The following is an 18,759-nucleotide window of genomic DNA, read 5'->3' on the forward strand; positions in this document are numbered from 1 at the left end:
GTCACGTGGGGTGGATTGTGTGGTTTGATGCGCGGGCTGCGACCCGCGCGCCGCGTCCTTCCCTCCGGGGAGGACGCCTGAGGCGCCGGGTGGTTCAGGGGAGGGCGGCCGAGCGGGGAGCGCGGTCGCGGGGACTTCACGTGCGGGGCATCGGAGGGGGTTTTCGTCGTGGGTGCTGACAGACGCGGCGGCATACGGAAGAGACCGAAGAGCGGGAGCGGGTGGCGCGGGCTGGTGCTCGCGGTGACGGGTGCGCTGACGGCGGGGCTGATCGGCGTGGCCGTCCCGCAGGCGCAGGCCAGCGAGACCACCGGGTCGGTGGACTCGCTGCGGACCGGCTGGGACCAGGGGGAGGACGGTCTGAGCGCGGCGGACGTGAAGTCGTCCTCGTTCGGGCAGGTGTGGAAGGCCCCGGCCCAGCTGGACGGGCAGATCTACGCGCAGCCGATCGTGGTCGGGGCCACGGTGGTGGCGGTCACCGAGAACAACGTGGCCTACGGCCTGGACCGGACCACCGGCGCCGTGCAGTGGAAGCGGAACTTCGGGCCCGCGTGGCCGGCCGCGACGCTCAGCTGCGGCGACCTGGCGCCGAACGTCGGCAGCACCGGCACGCCGGTGTACGACCCGGCGTCCGGCGCGGTCTACCTGACGACCAAGGTCGACGACGGCCCGAACGCGCTCAACCCGCACTGGTACATGCACGCGCTCGACCCGGTGACCGGCGCGGAGAAGCAGGGCTTCCCCGTGACGATCCAGGGCTCGGCGTCCAACGACCCGAGCCAGTCGTTCCTGCCCGCGTACGAGATGCAGCGGCCGGGGCTGCTGCTGCTCGACGGGATCGTGTACGCGGGCTTCGGCGGGCACTGCGACGCCAAGCCGTACCGCGGCTACGTGGTCGGCGTCAGCACCACGTCGCCCTCGGTGACGTCGATGTGGGCGACGGAGACCGGCGCCAGCAACAGCGGCGCCGGCATCTGGCAGTCCGGCGGCGGGCTGGTCTCCGACGGTCCCGGCCGGATCTTCGTGGCCACCGGCAACGGCGTCAGCCCGGCGCCCGGCCCGGGCACCTCGCCGCCCGGCACGCTCGCGGAGTCGGTGGTCCGGCTCCAGGTGCAGCCCGACAAGAGCCTGAAGGCCGCGGACTACTTCAGCCCGTCCAACGCGCCGACGCTCGACCAGCTCGACACCGACCTGGCCTCCGGCGGCCCGGTGGGTCTGCCGGACGGCTTCGGCACCGTCTCCCACCCGCATCTGCTGGTGCAGCAGGGCAAGGACGGCCGGGTGTTCCTGCTGGACCGCGACCACCTCGGCGGGCGCTCGCAGGGCCCCGGCGGAACGGACGCGGTCGTCGGCGTCACCGGGCCGCTGAAGGGCCAGTGGGGCCACCCCGCGGTCTGGGGCGGTGACGGCGGCTACGTGTACGTCGTCGGCAACGGCGGCTCGCTGACGGCGCTGCACCGCGGCGTGACCGCCAAGGGCGACCCGGCGCTGAGCGTCGCGGGCGCGAGCCAGGACTCCTTCCCCTACACCAGCGGCTCACCGGTGGTCACCTCCGACGGGACCCGCTCGGGCAGCGCCCTGGTCTGGGTCGTGTGGTCGGGCGGGCCGACGGGCGTCAACGCCCAGCTGCGCGCCTACAACCCGGTGCCGGACGCGAACGGCGTCCTGCAGCTGGTGTGGTCCGCGCCGATCGGCACCGCCCCGAAGTTCGCCGTCCCGGCGACCGACGGCAACCAGGTCTTCGTCGGGACACGGGACGGCAAGGTCTACGCGTACGGCAACCCGGTCGGCAGCCCGCTCAGGGGCGGACCCGTCGACTTCGGGACGGCGCAGGTCGGCGACACGGCGAGCACCGACGTCGTCCTGACGGAGAACCAGAACCCGTCCAGGGCACTGGCGATCGGGTCGGTGAGCGTCGAGGGCCCCTTCACCGCGGACACCTCGTCGCTGCCGGCCTCGATCCCGGCCGGCGGGCAGCTCACCGTGCCGGTCACGTTCCGGCCGACCGCCGTCCTGGGCGCGAGCGGCACGCTCACCGTCGCCACGGGGGCGGGCACGTTCGCGCTGAGCCTGCACGGCGTCGGGACGAAGGCCGGGCTGGCCGCGTTCCCGGGCACGGTGTCCTTCGCCAACCAGCCGACCGGGACCGCGGCCACGGCGAACGTCCAGGTGACCAACACCGGCACCGAGCCGGAGACCATCACCTCCGTCGCCCCGCCCACCGGGCCGTTCAGCGCGGACAACCTGCCGAGCGCCGACCCGGCGGACCCGACGGTCGTCCCGCCCCAGGGCTCGGTCGTGCTCCGCGTCGGCTACGCGCCCACGGCCACCGGCCGGCACTCCTCGTCGATCACGCTGACGAGCACCAGCGGCACGCTGACCATCCCGATCGAGGGCAACGCGATCAGCGGCCAGGGGCACCTGTTGCTCACTCCGCCGTCGCTGGCGTTCGGCGGGGTCACCCGCGGCACGTCGGTCACCAAGTCGTTCACCATCACCAACTCCGGGAACGTTCCGGTCACGATCACCAAGGCGAAGGCGCCGGCCGGCGTGTTCACCAGCGCGGACCCGCTGCCGGAGGGCCTGGTCATCGGTCCCGAGCAGAGCGTGCGGCAGACCGTGACCTTCTCGCCGACCACCGTCGGCGCCCGGTCGGCGTCCTACGAGATCACCGGCGACGCCGGGCAGGGCGCGATGCTGGAGCCGGTCAGCGGCACGGGCACCCCGCCGCTGGCGCAGCTCGGCACGCTGCTGGCGCGGGACACCTCCGGCACGCTGTGGCAGTACCACGGCACGGGCGTGCCGGCGGCGCCCCTCGCGCGGCGCCTCGGCGTCGGACCCGGCTGGAACACGTACAACCTGATCACCAGCGTCTCGCGGGTGATGTCGGACGGCAGCGGCTCGGTCGTGGCCCGCGACGGCACGGGCACGTTGTGGCTTTACCAGGGGACCGGCAAGGCGGCGGCGCCGTTCGCGGCCCGCCGGAAGGTCGGACCGGGCTGGGGCGGTTACACCGCGCTGACCGGCACGGGCGACGTGACGGGCGACGGCAGGGCCGACCTGCTCGCCCGCGACACCGGAGGCAACCTGTGGCTGTACCGCGGCACCGGCAGCACCACCTCCCCCTTCGCCGCCCGCACCAGGATCGGCACGGGCTGGAACACCTACACGATGCTGACCGGCGCGGGTGACGTGACCGGCGACGGCAGGGCCGACCTGCTCGCCCGCGACACCGGAGGCAACCTGTGGCTGTACCGCGGCACCGGCAGGGCCGCGGCCCCGTTCGCCGCCCGCACCAGGATCGGCACAGGCTGGAACACCTACAACGCGCTCGCCGGACCGCGCGACGTCACCGGCGACGGCAAGGCCGACCTGCTGGCACGCGACACCACGGGCACGCTGTGGCTCTACCGGGGCACCGGCAACGCCGCGGCGCCGTACGCGGCACGCGTCGACGTCGGCCCCGGCTGGAAGATCTACAACTCCCTGATCTGACCCCACGGCCCAGGCAACGGGCGGCGCGGCACCCGGCAAGGGTGCGGCGCCGCCCGTGCGTCTGTCCTTGCATGCGACGACACATGGGAAAGCTGGGTGGAACCCGTCGTCCCGCCCCCTGAGCCCCGCCATCTCGTGGCCCAGCGGCTGTTGGCCCTGTGTCTCCAGGAACACCGGGTCGGCGAGAACCTGTGGCAGCAGTGGTGGGACGGCATCGGCCCCTTCGGCTCCGGAGCGGCACCTGTCGTCCGGCCTGGCGATCTCGTGACCCGGGTCTCGTCGAGTGGCTACGGTTGAGCCATGACCGCACTGCCCGACTGGATGCACCCGCCGCGCGAGGAAGGCTGGCTCGCGGAGGATCTGGACCGTCTCCCCGAGGCACCACGCCACACCGAGCTGATCGACGGAGCACTTGTCTTCATGATGTCGCCGCAGAGGTGGTGGCACGGCCACCTCGTCACCATGCTCACCGTCGCTCTCATGGAGCAGGCGCCCGGCGATGTCAGGGTCGGCCGCGCGATGACCATAAAGCTCGACGAGCGTAATCGGCCCGAACCGGATCTGCTGTTGACGACAGCCGATTACGACGGAGACCGCACCTGGTTCGCGCCGGAGGAAGTGCGGCTCGTCATCGAGGTCGTCTCACCCGAGTCCGCACACCGAGACCGTACGGTCAAGCTCCGCAAGTACGCGGAGGCCGGCATCCCGCACTACTGGTGCATCGAGGACGAAGACGGGGCCCCCGTCGTGCACGCTTACGAACTCGATGACCCGACTGGCGTCTACGCACCCGCGGGCATCTTCCGGGGTACCCTCAAGCGCCCCGTGCCCTTCGAAATCAGCCTGGATCTCGACGGGCTCACGCCACCGCAGAGCGACTGAAGTCAGCACAGGTACGAGGAAAGGGGCCGGGCCTGCGAGAGACCCGCCCCTTTGACCTGGATGCCTGATGAACATCCAGCACCGATAGCGGACCCACGCTGCGGCCCCGCTCTGATCGCCCTCGTGGACAGCGACAACCCCACCGTTCGGGAATGGGCGGCGATGGCTCTGGCGAGCCAGGAGATCGACGGCGCGGTCGAGCCCCTGCGCCGCGCCTGTCGCGCCTGCCTGGAACGGGCGACGCCGCCGGACTGGAGCGAGCCCGTCGGCATCCGCTGGGCCCTGACCGAACTCGGCGCACGCAGCCCTGTCGTCCCGCAGCTCACCGCGCGCCTGCGAGCCACCGCTGCGGACGACACCCCGGGCCGGCCCTCGGCCCACTTCGCCGAGACCATCAACGATCTGACCGACCACGCCCAGGTGATCCTCTACTCCCAGTTCTGGCGGGTGGACGCCGGCAGCACATACGGCATCTCCGGCACCGGCCTGGACTGGGAACTCGACTGGACCGCGCCCTGGGAGCACCTCGTCGAAGAGTCCCGCACCTGGTCCCTGCTGGAAGCCTCCGAAGCCCCCGCCAGCGACAACATCTTCGTCGCCCCCACCTGGGTCGACCGTACCGACCTGTACCCGGAGAGATGATCGATGCCGTTCCGGCACCCCGAGGAGATCGGCTACGGCCACGTGATCGAGCGCTACGTGACGAGAACGGACTCGGACCACCCGCGCTCTCGCGAACGGAAAAGCGGTCGCGTCCTGCGGCCCGGGTGGCCACACGCCGAACGCTTCGCCCGTCACGTCATCGACGGCGCAGCCACGATCACCGACGCCGAGCGGCGGTGGCCGCACGAAGACCGGGCCGGACTCGCAGGGGAGAGGCAGGCCCGGTCATCGCGTGTGGCCGGGGTTACTTGATGTAGACGAGCCCGTCGGTGGTGATGGTCGGGCGCCCCGAAGTGCCCACGACGACGATCTTGATGGTGTGGGCGGAACTGGTGGACCAGTTCTTGGTCCACACCGCGTCCCGGTACTTGGTCGCGGGGGACTTCAGGTCGACGGTGGCCGTCTTGACGCCGTCGACGTAGACGTACGCCGCTCCGGAACTGCTGGCCCGCGAGACCACCCAGGCCGCTGAGCGGCCGGTGAACTTCCAGGTGAGCGACGCGTTCTTGGTACCGGAGGAGTAGGACTTGCCGCCCAGGTAACTGCTGGAGGACCTGGTGGTCCAGGTGCCGGTCCGGCCGGCCGAGGTCTCCTGGAGGATGACCGGGGTGGCCGTGGTCGTCGCGGTGGTGGTGTTACCGGCCTGGTCGCGGGCCGTCATCGACCAGGTGGTGGCGGTGCCGGAGTTCGAGGTCAGCGCGGTCGTGTAGGTGGCCGGGCCGTAGGTGTGCGCAGACGGTGCCGTCAGGCGCACCTCCTTCAGCGCTGCGGTGTCGGTCGCCTTCCAGCCCAGGACGACGGGAACGGCGGCGGGGTTGACGGTGCCGGTGGTCAGGGACACCGAGGGCCTGGTGGTGAACGTGGGTGCGGTGGTGTCGGCGACGACGGTGGCGACGGGTGTCACCGCGGTGCGGCCCGAGACGTGTACCGCTCGCACAGCGACGGTGTGCGAGCCCGCCCCCAGGGTCAGCGAAGCAGAGGTGGCCGTCGGATCCGCGGTGGTTGCGACCTTGCCGTCGACGAGCACCTCGTAGCGCTTCACCAGTGATGCCGGCGAGGTGATCGCCCAGTTCACCGTGAGCGGGCCCTTGGTATAGGCGGTGGTGCCGACGACGCCGGCCTGGCCGAAGGGCTTGAGCGCGAGGCCGGTGACGGGCCCGCCGGCGAGGGTGCGGATGCCGGGCAGGGAGGCATAGAGCTTGTCGCCGGGGCACTCGGTGGAGTAACCGTCACGGTGCCCGGAGATCCGGTAGAAGCTGGCCGTCTGCCCGAGCTTGAACTTGCCGTTGTCCAGACCGGCCGTCAGATCGACCTTGCCGGCGGGGTCGTGGCCGTACTGGCCGAGCTTCCAGGCGGCCAAGCGTGCCACGGAGGCTTTGGCCGCATCGGACGCGTCGATCGAGCTGTACTCACCCAGGACCGCGATGCCGACGGTGTTGGTGTTGAAGCCCGGGTTGTGGGCGCCGATCACCGGCCGGTCCACGCCTCCCTTGCGCCCCTCGAAGATCGTTCCGCACTTGTCGACGAGGAAGTTGTACCCGATGTCCTTCCATCCGTTGGACTGGATGTGGTACGTGCGGATGGCGCGGACCATGGCGGCGGAGTCCGCGCAGGAGTAGTCGTTCGCGTTCACGGTGTGGTGGACGAAGACCGCCTTGACCTCGGTGCCGTACTCGGGTGCTTCGCTGTTCAGCGACTCGTCGGCCCCCCACTGGGCGCGGGTGACGATCGGCGGCTCGGGCGCGTTCGACACCGGGGCCGGCGGCAGGGTGGGGGTGGCCGATCCGCTCGGTGTCGGAGACGGGGAGACAGTGCCCGTGGTCGGTGAGTCGCTCGGCAACGGTGTGCTCGGCGAGGGGCTCGGCTCGACCACCGGTGCATCCGTGCTCGTGCTCGGGTCCGCCGACTCACTCGGCTCGTCGTCCGGTGTCGCTGTGGGCTCGTCCACCTTGAACGCGACCGGATCCGCGTCCACCGAGGCACGGCCCACACCCGGGTCGACCATCTCCAGCCGCATGCCGGCCGGCAGGGATGAGCCGTGTCCGTCCACGCGGGCTTGGACACCGTCGGACGGGCCCACCCAGTCCGGCTCGGTCGCACCGCGCCGACTCTCCTCCGCCGCGGCGCCGTTGCCACCGGTGTCCAGGGTGACCCATGATCTCCACGCGCCGGTGCGGGCGTTGCGGGTCCGCACCTGCACGGTGCCCGGCAGCTGCGCGGACGGCCTGGTCCACGAAAGACCGATCAGGCTGAACTCGGCGGTGCCGCGCTCGGGCACCTCGGCCCGGTCGCCCTCGGCCTTCACCGCCGCGGTGTGCACGGTGGTGCTGACCGGCCCGGTTACCGAGGTGGCGTTCTTGCCGTCCGGCCCTCCGGCAGTCCCATGAACCCCCTGGAACACGATGACACCGGTCACCGTCGCCGCCACCGCTGCGGCAGCGGTGCCCCACACACGTCTCTTCATGCCTTTCGACGCCCCCTCAGGCTTTCGGCATCTCACATCGGGAGCGCTCCTCCACCGATGCGTGCCGGGGGCAATGGAAGCATGGCAGTGGAAAAACCACGTAATCAGCGGCGGTGAATCCCGTCTGCTGCCAAATGCCGGTCGTTGCTTGTTTCATCCCGGAAGACGGCGGCACATATTTTCCGAATTGGGTGCACTTTGCGCCCTGGCGGCAATGTTCGCCCTTAGGTGCCCATATGTGAAGGTTTACCTGGTCGAGTCTTTTTCCTTCTTTTTCCTTTTTCGTGTTTTTCCTTTGCCAATCATTTACTGGTTTATCTCTGCGCCAGGGCAGTTTGATCTTGTTTGTTTCACTTCGGGTTCCGATACGTTTCACGGCGCCCCACAATCTGTGGGACTTCTGTGAACAAGGAGCTTGAGTGGGGAAGAGAGTGTGGGCCGGGCGTAGGCCAGGCCTGCTGAAGCCCGGGCGAGGATGGGGCCGGGGCATAGCCGGCTCGCTCGCTCTGGCTCTGGCCGTGACTGCGTTCGCGGACACGGCACCGGCGTTCGCCGCCGGGGCGGTCGGGCAGAAGGCCGGGTCGGCCTCGTCGCGGCGCGGCAAGCACTACCCGTCGTCGGCCGCGGACCTGGCGTCGGCGCGGGTGCTGGCACGGTTGTCGGGCAAGCGGGTCGAGGCGCTCGGGGAGCGTACGGAGACCTCGACGACCTGGGTGAACCCGAACGGTTCGCTGACCACGGAACTGTCGGCGGGCCCGGTGCGCTTCCGCGACGGGAGCGGCTGGCGTGCCGTCGACCTCGATCTGCAGGCGAGCCATGGTTCCGTGGCCCCGAAGGCGCATCCGCGGGGGCTGCGGCTGGCCGGTGGCCGGTCCGGGTTCAAGGCGTCCGCGGACAGCGGGCGTTCGGGCCCGCCGATGGATCTCGTCACCCTGGGCGAAGGCGGCCAGCAGATCGCCTTGCAGTGGAAGGGCGACCTGCCCAAGCCGCAGCTGAAGGGGAATCGGGCCACCTACCGTGGTGCGGTGCCCGGCGGCGACGTGGTCGTGGAGGCGACGCGTACCGGCTTCGAGCAGTTCGTGAACATCAACGCCCGCCCGCAGCACGGGGGTTACTCGTACACACTGCCGTTGCGGGCGAAGGGGCTCAAGGTCGTCCGGCAGAAGGGCGGCAGCCTGCTCTTCACCGACGGGAAGGGCAGGAAACGGGCTGTCATGCCCGCGCCATTGATGTGGGACGCGCGCGTCGACCCGGTCTCGGGTGAGCACACCCACCAGGCGCCGGTGAAGCTCACCGTGCGGCGGTCCAAAGGTACGATCAGCCTGGTCTTCACGCCGGACGCGAAGTTCCTGGCGGACCCGGCGACGAAGTTCCCGGTCACGGTGGACCCGTCGACGTCCGCGCTGTCGAACGTCTTCGACACCTACGTCCAGCAGGGTGAGACCGTCGACTGGTCCAGCGACGTGGAACTGGACCTCGGCAACCCGGGGACGAAGAACGCCGACGGCACCGCACGGATCGCGCGGTCGTTCATCACCTGGAACACCGCGCCCATCAGTGACTCGCTGGTGTCGAACGCCAAGCTGTCGTTGTGGAACTTCCACTCCGGCAACACGGACTGCAAGGCCTATCCCTGGGACGTGTGGGACGCCGGCAAGGCGTCGACCGCTTCGCGGTGGAGCTCGCAGCCCGCGTGGAACCAGAAGATGGCCACGTCCACGGAGACCAAGGGCAACCCCGGCTGCGCCTCGGCGCCGGACGGCTGGGTGAACGCGGATGTCACCGACCTCGTCCAGACCTGGGCCTCCGCGAAGAACACCACGTCCGGAATGGGGCTGCAGGCCCCGGACGAGACGTCCGCGTCGTCGGTCATGCAGTGGAAGCGGTTCAACTCGGCCAACGCGTCCTCCAACGTGCCGAAGCTGACCGTCACCTACAACTACCGGCCCAAGACGGGCACCGACCAGCAGGCCGGCCCGCCGTTCTTCCAGGACGGGTCGGGCGCGTGGTTCGTGAACACGACCACGCCGACCCTGCGGGACACCTTCGTCGACGTCAACAACGACAAGGTCGACGGCACCTTCGAGATCGACGACGCCACCACCGGCACGCAGGTCGGCAACTACCTGGTCTCCCCGTACGTGCCCAGTGGCCAGCCGGCGTCGGTGACGGTCCCCTCCGGACTGCTCACCAACGGCAAGACGTACAAGTTCCGCACCAATTCCTACGACGGCACCCACTACAACCTGGGCTGGTCGGCGTACGCCACGTTCACCGTGGACACCTCGGCACCCTCCGCGCCCACGGCGGTGACCTCCACGGACTACCCCTCGAACGCGTGGGTCAAGGGCGTCGGCCAGGCGGGCGTGTTCAAGGTGACTCCGCCGTCCGGTGACCAGAACGGCGTCGAGTGGTCGCTGGACGGCACCACCTGGACCAAGGTCGCCACCAGCGGAACGACCCCGGTCAACATCACCGTCAAGCCGGCCAAGGCCGGCACCAACACCCTCCAGGTCCGGGCGACGGACCGCGCGGACAACAAGTCCGAGCCGGTGTCCTACACCTTCCACGTCGGCCCCGGCGGCGTCACCAGCCCCGACGAGGGCACCCGCACCGCCGCCCGGCTCCCGCTCACCGCGGAGGCCGACGGCGCCAAGTACGACCACGTGTCGTTCTCCTGGCGCCGCGGTGACGCGGACACCTGGGCGAGCGTCCCGGCCGCAGACGTGACGGTGGGCGGCCAGCCGCTGACGGCCTGGCCCGTTGCGCTGACCTCGAGCAAGAGTCCCAAGATCACCTGGAACGCCACCAGCACCGTCAACCCCGACGGCGCCGTGCAGATCCGCGCCGACTTCACCGGCCCGAACAGCGCGACCGCGTCCTCCGACCCGGTCGACGCGGTCGTGGACCGCACCGCAGAAGGCGCCGCCACCGAGGAACTGGGTCCGGGTTCGCTGAACCTGCTGAACGGCGACTACACCCTCTCCGACAACGACGCCTCGTTCTTCGGCCTCTCGGTCGACCGCACCGCGTCGTCACGCTCCCCGCAGGCGGGCGGCGGCGACGGGCAGCAGGCGCCGATCTTCGGCAAGGAATGGCTCTACGGTGCCTCCAGCGAGCAGACCGACACACCGTGGTCGGGCATGTCGAAGACCTCGTCGACGTCGGTGAGCGTGTTCGCGGCCGGTGACGACAGCCACCTGGACTTCACCCAGAACGCCGCGAAGACCGGCTGGATCCCCGAGGTGGGCTCCGAGGACTACGACCTCACCGGCAGCTTCGGCGGGACCTTCACGCTGAAGACCTCCGACGGCGAGGCCACCACCTTCACCCCCGTCAGCGGCAGCTCGACGCTCTACAGCGCCGCCTCCTCCTACCTGGACGGCCTGTCCAACACCACGACGACCACGGTCAGCGAGCCGGTGACGCTGGGCGAGTACAAGACCTCGCGGCCCAAGATGATCATCGCGCCGACGTCGGCGGTCTCCGCGTCGACCTGTGTGACCATGCCGTCCACCAAGGGGTGCCGCGCACTGGAGTTCGTCTACGCGACGGCCACCACCGCGACCTCGTCGGCGCTGGGCGACGTGAAGGACCAGGTGTCGTCGATCAAGCTGTGGTCGACCGCGCCGGGAGCCTCCGCCGGCACCGCGCAGGCCGTCGCGCAGTACGCGTACGACGGCAACGGGCGGCTGCGCGAGCAGTGGGACCCCCGGATCAGCCCCGCGCTGAAGACCGCCTACACCTACGACGGCTCCGGCCGTGTCAGCACGCTGACCCCGCCCGGACGGCTGCCGTGGACGTTCACCTACGGGCAGGCCGGGTCCAACCCGGCGGCCGGTGACGGCATGCTGCTGAAGGCCTCGCGTCCGACACTGACGCCGGGCAGCGCGAGCCAGACCAACGGCACCGCCGTCACCAGCGTCGTCTACGGCGTCCCGCTGAGCGGCACGAGCGCCCCGGAGGATCTCGGCTCCTCCGCGACGGACTCATGGGGGCAGACCGACAAGCCCAGCGACGCCACCGCGGTGTTCCCCGCCGACCAGGTGCCCGCGGGCAACGACGGCAGCGCCCTGACCGCGGCCGCGTACACCCGGGCGGACATCCACTACCTGGACGCCTCCGGCCGTGAGGTCGACGAGGCCACCCCGGGCCACCACATCACCGCCACCGACTACGACCAGTTCGGCAACGCCGTCCGCAGCCTGAGCGCGGGCAACCGCGAGCTGGCCCTGGGCACCACCGCCGACCAGCGGACCCGGCTGACGGCGCTCGGCATCGTCAACCTGTCCTCCGCCGAGCGCGCCCAACTGCTGTCGACCAGCACCCTCTACAACGACACCGGCACCCGCGCACTCGAAGAGGACGGGCCGCTGCACCAGATCGTCCTCGCCGCCAAGCTGCTGAACGGCACGGCCACGGTCGCACAGGCCGGCAGCACGGTCATCGCCCGTACCCAGACCCTCAAGGAGTACGACAGCGGCAGGCCCACCGACGGCACCGCCGCGGTGCAGGATCAGGTCACCAAGCAGACCGTGGGTGCCCAGCTGCGGGCCTGGCCCACGCTGACCGCCGACCCCAAGGTCACCACCATCGGCTACGACTGGGCCAAGGGCGTGGCGACCAGCACCACCGCCGACCCGGGCGGACTGGCGCTGACCACGACCACCACGTACGACGGCCAGGGCCGCGTCACCCAGACCCAGCCGCCCGCCTCCACCGGCACCGACGCCGGTACCACCCTGACCAGCTACTACACCGGCGACGGCACCGGCACCTGCGGCGGCAGGCCCGAATGGGCCGGCGCGGTCTGCCAGACCGGCCCCGCCGCGGCCGTCACCGGCGGTGGCTCCAACCCGACGCAGTTGCCGGTCAAGACCTTCGAATACGGCACGTTCGGCCAGACCACCAAGATCACAGAAACCGCCAACGCCGTCACCCGCACCACCACGAACGGCTACGACACCGCCGGCCGGCCCACCACGGTCACCGTCTCCGGCGGGGTCGGGGCAGCCGTCCCGGCCACGACCACGTCGTACGACCCGGCCACCGGTGACGAGACCAAGCAGACCAGCACGGCCGGCGGCACCATCACCAAGACGTTCGACCAGCTCGGTCGTCAGATGTCCTACACGGACGCCGACGGCGGCACCACCAGCACCCGGTACGACACGCTCGACAGGCCCACCGTCGTCACCGACACCGTGCCGTCGACCACCACCTACACCTACGACACCGCCATCGACCCGCGAGGGACGGCCACTTCGGTGACCGACTCCATCGCCGGCACCTTCTCCGCCCGCTACGACGCCGACGGCACGGTGGCGAGCCAGGGCCTGCCCGGTGGCTACACCATGCAGCAGGACCTGGACCCGGCCGGACGTCCCGTCGCACGCACCTACACCCGCGACAGCGACGGCACCGTGCTGGTGTCCGACAGCGTCACCGCGACGGTGCAGGGCCAGGTGGCCACCCACACCGGCACGCCCGGCGTGACAGCCTCCCAGGCCTACGCCTACGACAACGCCGGCCGGCTCACCCAGGTGCAGGACACCGGCGCCGACGCGGTCTGCACCACCCGCTCCTACACCTTCGACAAGAACAGCAACCGCAAGACGCTCGCGACCGCCGCCGCGACCCCGGGCACCGACTGCAGCACGACCGGCGGCACGAGCACCTCCTACACCTACGACAGCGCCAACCGGCTGGTGAACACCGGCTACACCTACGACGCCTTCGGCCGCACCACCGCACTGCCGGGCAGCACCCTGGCCTACTTCGCCGACGACCTCGTCCAGCAACAGACCGCCGGCACCCAGCGCCAGACCTGGACCCTCGACTCCGACCTCCGCTTCCCCGCCTGAACCACCGAGACCAACGCCTCCGGCACCTGGACCCAGACCGGATCCAAGCTCAACCACTACGACTCCGACGGGGACGACCCGCGCTGGATCGTGGAGGACACCGCCGGCGGGGCCCTCAGCCGCAACGTCGACGGACCCGACGGCGATCTCGCCGCCACCACCGGCAAGACTGGCGACACCGTCCTCCTGCTGTCGAACCTGCACGGCGACGTCACCCTCGCGCTGCCGGCCGACACCAGTGTGGCGCCGACGGTCCTCGACGCCGACGAGTACGGCAACCCGCGGGCAGGCCAAGCGGCGACCCGCTACGACTGGCTGGGCGACAAGCAGCGCTCGTCCGAGACCGTCACCGGCCTCACCCTGATGGGCGTCCGCCTGTACAACCCGAACACCGGCCGGTTCCTCCAGACCGACCCGGTCGCCGGCGGCAGCTGCAACAGCTACGACTACGTCTGCGGTGACCCCGTCAACATGGTCGACCTCGACGGACGTATGGCCGCGATCGCTCTGGTCGGTCTCGCGGTGGGCGGCGTGAGCGCCAGCACGGTACTCACCATCATCGGCGTCGCAGCCGTCGTGGCCATCATCGCCCTGATCTGGTGGTACGGAAAGAGCTGGGCGATCCACAAGGTCCGCATTCTGTGGGCCAAGGCCAGCAAGAAGTCCGGAAAGGAAACCGCGAGCGATATTCCCTCCTGGGCCAGAGGGAAGGGAAAGAAGGCCGGCGAAAGCATTGACGAGGCAGTCGACCGAATATTCCGCGAACATTATGGCCGCAATCCGACGCAGCAGGAGCGTCGGAGTGGACACGAATGGAAGAAGATCAAGAAGCATCTGACCCGGAAATAGCAGGTTTCCGGTAGGCGGCCCGTGCGTTCGGGCCGCCTACCGGCTCCCCGTGGCGAATGCGGCCTCAAACTCGGTATCCGCACACCATTGGAACATGGCATACTCCATCTATGACTTCGCGAAACAAGCGGCTCCCCCGCGATCGCTCCTGGCCGCTTACTGCCACAGATATCGGCGAGGCGCTCGGTGACAGAATGTCGCACGTCAGCGATCTCAGATTTCTCTCGGAAAAGAGCGATGCTGGTGACGCTGTCGGCGTTGAATGGGTTGCTGCGCAGTCTTTCAACTACGGACGCGGAACCCACCCTGACGCGGCCGGATTCCGCATCGATGTCATACCGGTAGAGAAGGGCGACAGAGCTGATGCGCGGGCCGCTTTGCGGACGCATGCGCTGCCCCAGCTCGGCGAGTGGATGGACCGCGCTCTGATGGCCGGTGAAACCTGGCGTTCGAGCAACCACAGCCGGTACTGGCTGTTCGCCGACGGAAGCGTGACGCATCGCGACGAAGAGTGACGCGGACTTCATGGCTCGGGTCCTGGCGGCCCGCCTGCGCGAAGGCCGGCATAGCGAAGGGCACCGGACCTCATGCCCTGCGGCATCATTACGCCGGCCTGCTGATCAAGCACGGCGAGTCGGTGAAGACCGTCTCCGAGCGCCTCGGCCACACCAACGCGGCCATGACGCTGAACATCTACACCCACCTGTGGCCCGACTCCGAGGAGCGGACCCGGGCCGCCGTCGACAAGGCGTACGCGGACCGCCCCGCGGACGGCGAGACGGCGGTCGACGAAGCGGCGTAACCGCTCCCCCGCGCGCCGGACTCATCCGGCACGCTGCGGACTCAGTGCGGACCGCAAAGGCCGCCCAACCCGCTCCGCCGCAGGTCAGACGGCCTTTCGCCGAACGTATTAGACGTTGAAGCGGAACTCCACCACGTCCCCGTCCTGCATGACGTAGTCCTTGCCTTCCATGCGGGCCTTCCCCTTGGCGCGGGCCTCGGCCACCGAGCCGGTTTCGACCAGGTCGGCGAAGGAGATGACCTCGGCCTTGATGAAGCCCTTCTGGAAGTCGGTGTGGATCACACCGGCCGCCTCGGGCGCCGTGGCGCCCTTCTTGATGGTCCAGGCGCGGGATTCCTTGGGGCCGGCCGTGAGGTAGGTCTGGAGGCCGAGGGTGTCGAAGCCGACGCGGGCCAGGGTGGCGAGGCCGGGCTCCTCGGCGCCGACCGACTCCAGGAGTTCCAGGGCGTCCTCCTCGTCGAGTTCGGCGAGGTCCTGCTCCAGCTTGGCGTTGAGGAAGATCGCCTCGGCGGGGGCGACCAGCGCGCGCTGCTCGGTCTTGAAGTCCTCGTCGAGCAGTTCGTCCTCGTCGACGTTGAAGACGTAGAGGAACGGCTTGGTGGTGAGGAGGTGCAGGTCGTGCAGGAGCTCGGCGCGCTCCGAGCCCTGGACGATGCCGTGGGCGAAGAGCGTGTCGCCCTTCTCCAGGATCTCCTTGGCCTCCTCCACCGCCTTGACCTTGGGCGCCACGTCCTTCTTGATGCGCGACTCCTTCTGGAGACGCGGCAGGACCTTCTCGATGGTCTGGAGGTCGGCGAGGATCAGCTCGGTGTTGATCGTCTCGATGTCGTCCTTCGGCGAGACCTTGCCGTCGACGTGCACGACGTTCTCGTCCTTGAAGGCCCGGATGACCTGGCAGACCGCGTCGGACTCACGGATGTTCGCGAGGAACTTGTTGCCCAGGCCCTCACCCTCGGAGGCGCCGCGCACGATGCCCGCGATGTCGACGAAGTCGACCGTGGCCGGAAGGATGCGCTCCGACTTGAAGATCGACGCCAGCTTGGCCAGGCGGGCGTCGGGGACGCCGACGACACCCACGTTGGGCTCGATCGTGGCGAACGGGTAGTTGGCCGCGAGCACGTCGTTCTTGGTCAGGGCGTTGAACAGGGTCGACTTGCCGACATTGGGCAGGCCGACGATTCCGATCGTGAGCGACACGTTGCGACTTCCCGTAGTGAGTGGGTGAGTGAGCCGGGGGGGCTGCCAGTGCCGGCGGGCCGGCCGATCCACCAGTTTACGGGGTTCGGGGCACCCTGCCGGCGGCCGCGTCGAACACCTGGCCGCGCGCCGCTCTTCGGCTTGGTTTCGGCGTGTCTGGGCTGCGACTGGGCACATAAACAGACCTAGGTTGGTCCGGTGGAGCATCACAGGACCCGACCCCGACAGCCCGGACCGCGTCGAGGCGGCCCCCGTCCGCCGCTGCCTCCGCAGGGGAGACCGCGGCCGGGGGCGGCAGGGCGCCGGCCCGCTCCGGGAAGGTCGCGTCCGGCACCGGCGGCGGGGCCCGCGCGGCTGCCGCATCCACGGCTCACGGGGCTCGGCTGCGGCCTCTTCTGCATGGCCGCGATGATCCTGCTCGGCTTCCTGGACGACCTGCTCCTCGGGGGGGCCCTGACCGTGTACGGCGTGCTGTCCCTGCCGGTGTCCGCGCTGACCGCGCTGTGGGTGCGCGGGGGCGATCTGCTGACCGCCCCCGTCGTCATCCCGATCGCCTTCGCCGTCGGCCTGCCGACCGTCGCCGACGACGGCGGAGGCGGTTTCCTGGGCGCGGTGATGGGCCTGGTGACGGCCCTGTCCACGCAGGCCGGCTGGCTCTACGGCGGGACGCTGATCGCGGGGGTGATCGTCATCGTCCGCCGGATCCGGCTGGTTCGGGCGAGTCGGATGAACCGGGCGGTCCGGCCCCGCAGCCGCGCCTGACCCCGGCCCTGCGAGCCGGGGTCACCGGGGGGCCGGGGGTGCCGGGGCGTGCCGGGGGCCGGTAGGGCCCGGGGCCGGGGGCCGTCTACTTGGCGTGGTGCGCCGCGCGCATCGCCGCGCCCACGATCCCCGCGTTGTTCTGCAGCTGGGCCGGGACGATCTCGGCCTTGATGCCCTCGATGTACGGCAGGAACTTCTCGGCCTTGCGGCTCACCCCGCCGCCGATGATGAACAGGTCCGGCGAGAAGAGCATCTCGACGTGCGCCAGGTACTTGTTGACCCGGTGGGCCCAGTGCTCCCAGCTCAGGTCGCCGTCCTCCTTGGCCTTGCTGGAGGCCTTCTTCTCGGCGTCGTGGCCGTCCAGCTCCAGGTGGCCCAGCTCGGTGTTGGGGACCAGCTCGCCGTCGGCGAACAGGGCGCTGCCGATGCCGGTGCCGAAGGTGAGCAGGAGGACGACGCCCTTGCGGTCCCGGCCGGCGCCGAACTCCATCTCGGCCACGCCCGCCGCGTCCGCGTCGTTGACCACGGTCACCGGGAGACCGCCGAGCCGCTCGCTGAAGAGCGTGCGTGCGTCGGTGTCGATCCAGCTCTTGTCGACGTTCGCCGCCGTACGGATGTGGGTGCCGTCGGTGATCACCCCGGGGAAGGTGAGCCCGACCGGGCCGCTCCACCCGAAGTGGTCGACGACCTGCTTGACCCCGTCGGCGACGCCGTCCGGGGTCGCCGGGTGCGGGGTGAGTACCTTGCACCGCTCCTGGGCCAGGTCGCCCTTGTCCAGGTCCACGGGAGCGCCCTTGATCCCGGAACCACCGATGTCCACGCCGAAGATCTGCATGGCCCCACGTTACGTCGTACGACTGACAGTCACGACGTCGGCCGAGCCCGAGGTCACACAGTTGTACGGCGGGTGCTCATGCGCCGGCGCCGGTGCCGCCGCGCTCGGCGACCAGGGTGGCCGCCTCTTCGCGCAGGTCACGACGGAGTTCCTTGGGGAGGGAGAAGGTGATGGACTCCTCGGCCGCCTTGACGATCTCGACGTCGCCGTAGCCGCGCTCGGCGAGCCACTCCAGGACCTGCTCGACGAGCACCTCGGGTACGGAGGCGCCGGAGGTGACGCCGACGGTGGTCACGCCCTCCAGCCACGCCTCGTCGATCTCACCGGCGAAGTCGACCAGGTACGCGTCGCGGGAGCCGGCCAGCTTGGCGACCTCGACCAGCCGCTTGGAGTTGGAGGAGTTGCGGGAGCCGACCACGATGACCAGTTCGGCCTCGGCGCCCATCTGCTTCACGGCGAGCTGACGGTTCTGGGTGGCGTAGCAGATGTCGTCGCTGGGCGGCGAGATCAGCTGCGGGAACTTCTCCTGCAGTGCGTCGACGGTCTCCATGGTCTCGTCCACGGAGAGGGCGGTCTGGGACAGCCAGACCACCTTGGACGGGTCGCGGACCTCGACCTTGGCGACGTCCGCCGGGCCGTCGACCAGCTGGATGTGGTCGGGGGCCTCGCCGGAGGTGCCGATGACCTCCTCGTGGCCCTCGTGGCCGATCAGGAGGATGTCGTAGTCCTCATTGGCGAAGCGGACGGCTTCCTTGTGGACCTTGGTGACGAGCGGGCAGGTCGCGTCGATGGTGGCGAGCTTGCCGCGCTCGGCCTCTTCGTGGACGACGGGGGCGACGCCGTGTGCGGAGAACATCACGATGTTCCCCTCGGGGACCTCCTCCGTGCGCTCGACGAAGACGGCACCCTTCTTCTCCAGGGTCTGCACGACGTACTTGTTGTGCAC

The 18,759-nt window shown here is 70.0% G+C and carries 12 protein-coding genes and 1 pseudogene; 8 read left to right on the forward strand and 5 right to left on the reverse strand.

Going from position 1 to position 18,759, the window contains the following annotated elements; genetic code table 11:
- Window positions 1-168: 168 nt before the first annotated feature.
- From JF597_RS36530 to JF597_RS36545, 4 genes are all read left to right on the forward strand, one after another.
- Window positions 169-3,495 (forward strand): choice-of-anchor D domain-containing protein, encoded by a 3,327-nt coding sequence (locus tag JF597_RS36530; RefSeq protein WP_294005602.1) that lies wholly within the window; start codon window positions 169-171, stop codon window positions 3,493-3,495.
- Between the two features lie 96 nt (window positions 3,496-3,591).
- Complete coding sequence (locus JF597_RS36535) at window positions 3,592-3,792, forward strand: hypothetical protein (RefSeq protein ID WP_294005605.1); 201 nt, start codon at window positions 3,592-3,594, stop codon at window positions 3,790-3,792.
- Between the two features lie 3 nt (window positions 3,793-3,795).
- Window positions 3,796-4,377: a Uma2 family endonuclease gene (locus JF597_RS36540; RefSeq protein WP_294005608.1), complete on the forward strand. Its 582-nt coding sequence runs from the start codon at window positions 3,796-3,798 to the stop codon at window positions 4,375-4,377.
- A gap of 123 nt (window positions 4,378-4,500) precedes the next feature.
- Window positions 4,501-5,019, forward strand: a complete 519-nt coding sequence (locus JF597_RS36545) for a HEAT repeat domain-containing protein (protein WP_294005611.1) — start codon at window positions 4,501-4,503, stop codon at window positions 5,017-5,019.
- 265 nt (window positions 5,020-5,284) lie between these two features.
- On the opposite strand, the gene JF597_RS36550 is transcribed toward JF597_RS36545, so the two are convergent.
- Together JF597_RS36550 and JF597_RS36555 are read right to left on the reverse strand one after the other, a co-directional pair.
- Window positions 5,285-7,504 (reverse strand): peptidoglycan recognition protein, encoded by a 2,220-nt coding sequence (locus tag JF597_RS36550; RefSeq protein WP_294005613.1) that lies wholly within the window; start codon window positions 7,502-7,504, stop codon window positions 5,285-5,287.
- A gap of 16 nt (window positions 7,505-7,520) precedes the next feature.
- Complete coding sequence (locus tag JF597_RS36555) at window positions 7,521-7,880, reverse strand: hypothetical protein (protein WP_294005616.1); 360 nt, start codon at window positions 7,878-7,880, stop codon at window positions 7,521-7,523.
- Window positions 7,881-8,148: 268 nt separating this feature from the next.
- Here JF597_RS36555 and JF597_RS36560 point away from each other — a divergent pair.
- The 3 genes and pseudogenes from JF597_RS36560 to JF597_RS36570 form a co-directional block, all read left to right on the forward strand.
- Window positions 8,149-13,860 (forward strand): annotated as a pseudogene (locus tag JF597_RS36560) (DNRLRE domain-containing protein); the annotation flags it as partial.
- A gap of 467 nt (window positions 13,861-14,327) precedes the next feature.
- A complete protein-coding gene (locus tag JF597_RS36565; protein WP_294005619.1) occupies window positions 14,328-14,732 on the forward strand; it encodes a hypothetical protein in 405 nt (134 codons plus the stop codon).
- Complete coding sequence (locus JF597_RS36570) at window positions 14,729-15,019, forward strand: tyrosine-type recombinase/integrase (RefSeq protein ID WP_294005622.1); 291 nt, start codon at window positions 14,729-14,731, stop codon at window positions 15,017-15,019. The genes JF597_RS36565 and JF597_RS36570 overlap by 4 nt, the downstream gene beginning before the upstream one ends.
- Before the next feature lie 108 nt (window positions 15,020-15,127).
- Here the strand turns inward: JF597_RS36570 and ychF are convergent, their stop codons facing one another.
- Window positions 15,128-16,216, reverse strand: a complete 1,089-nt coding sequence (ychF, locus tag JF597_RS36575; RefSeq protein WP_294005625.1) for a redox-regulated ATPase YchF — start codon at window positions 16,214-16,216, stop codon at window positions 15,128-15,130.
- Window positions 16,217-16,570: 354 nt separating this feature from the next.
- Between ychF and JF597_RS36580 the strand changes: the two genes are divergently transcribed.
- The gene (locus JF597_RS36580; protein WP_366916494.1) at window positions 16,571-16,978 is read left to right on the forward strand and encodes a DUF6542 domain-containing protein; all 408 of its coding nucleotides are present in this window, start codon (window positions 16,571-16,573) and stop codon (window positions 16,976-16,978) included.
- 85 nt (window positions 16,979-17,063) lie between these two features.
- Here JF597_RS36580 and ppgK read toward each other — a convergent pair whose 3' ends face one another.
- Both ppgK and JF597_RS36590 read right to left on the reverse strand, forming a co-directional pair.
- Window positions 17,064-17,813, reverse strand: a complete 750-nt coding sequence (ppgK, locus tag JF597_RS36585) for a polyphosphate--glucose phosphotransferase (RefSeq protein ID WP_294005631.1) — start codon at window positions 17,811-17,813, stop codon at window positions 17,064-17,066.
- Between the two features lie 76 nt (window positions 17,814-17,889).
- Window positions 17,890-18,759: 4-hydroxy-3-methylbut-2-enyl diphosphate reductase (locus JF597_RS36590; RefSeq protein WP_294005634.1), on the reverse strand; the 870-nt coding region annotated here is incomplete at its 5' end.

The sequence above is a fragment of the Streptomyces sp. genome (assembly GCF_019510245.1).
Classification (GTDB): Bacteria; Actinomycetota; Actinomycetes; order Streptomycetales; family Streptomycetaceae; genus Streptomyces.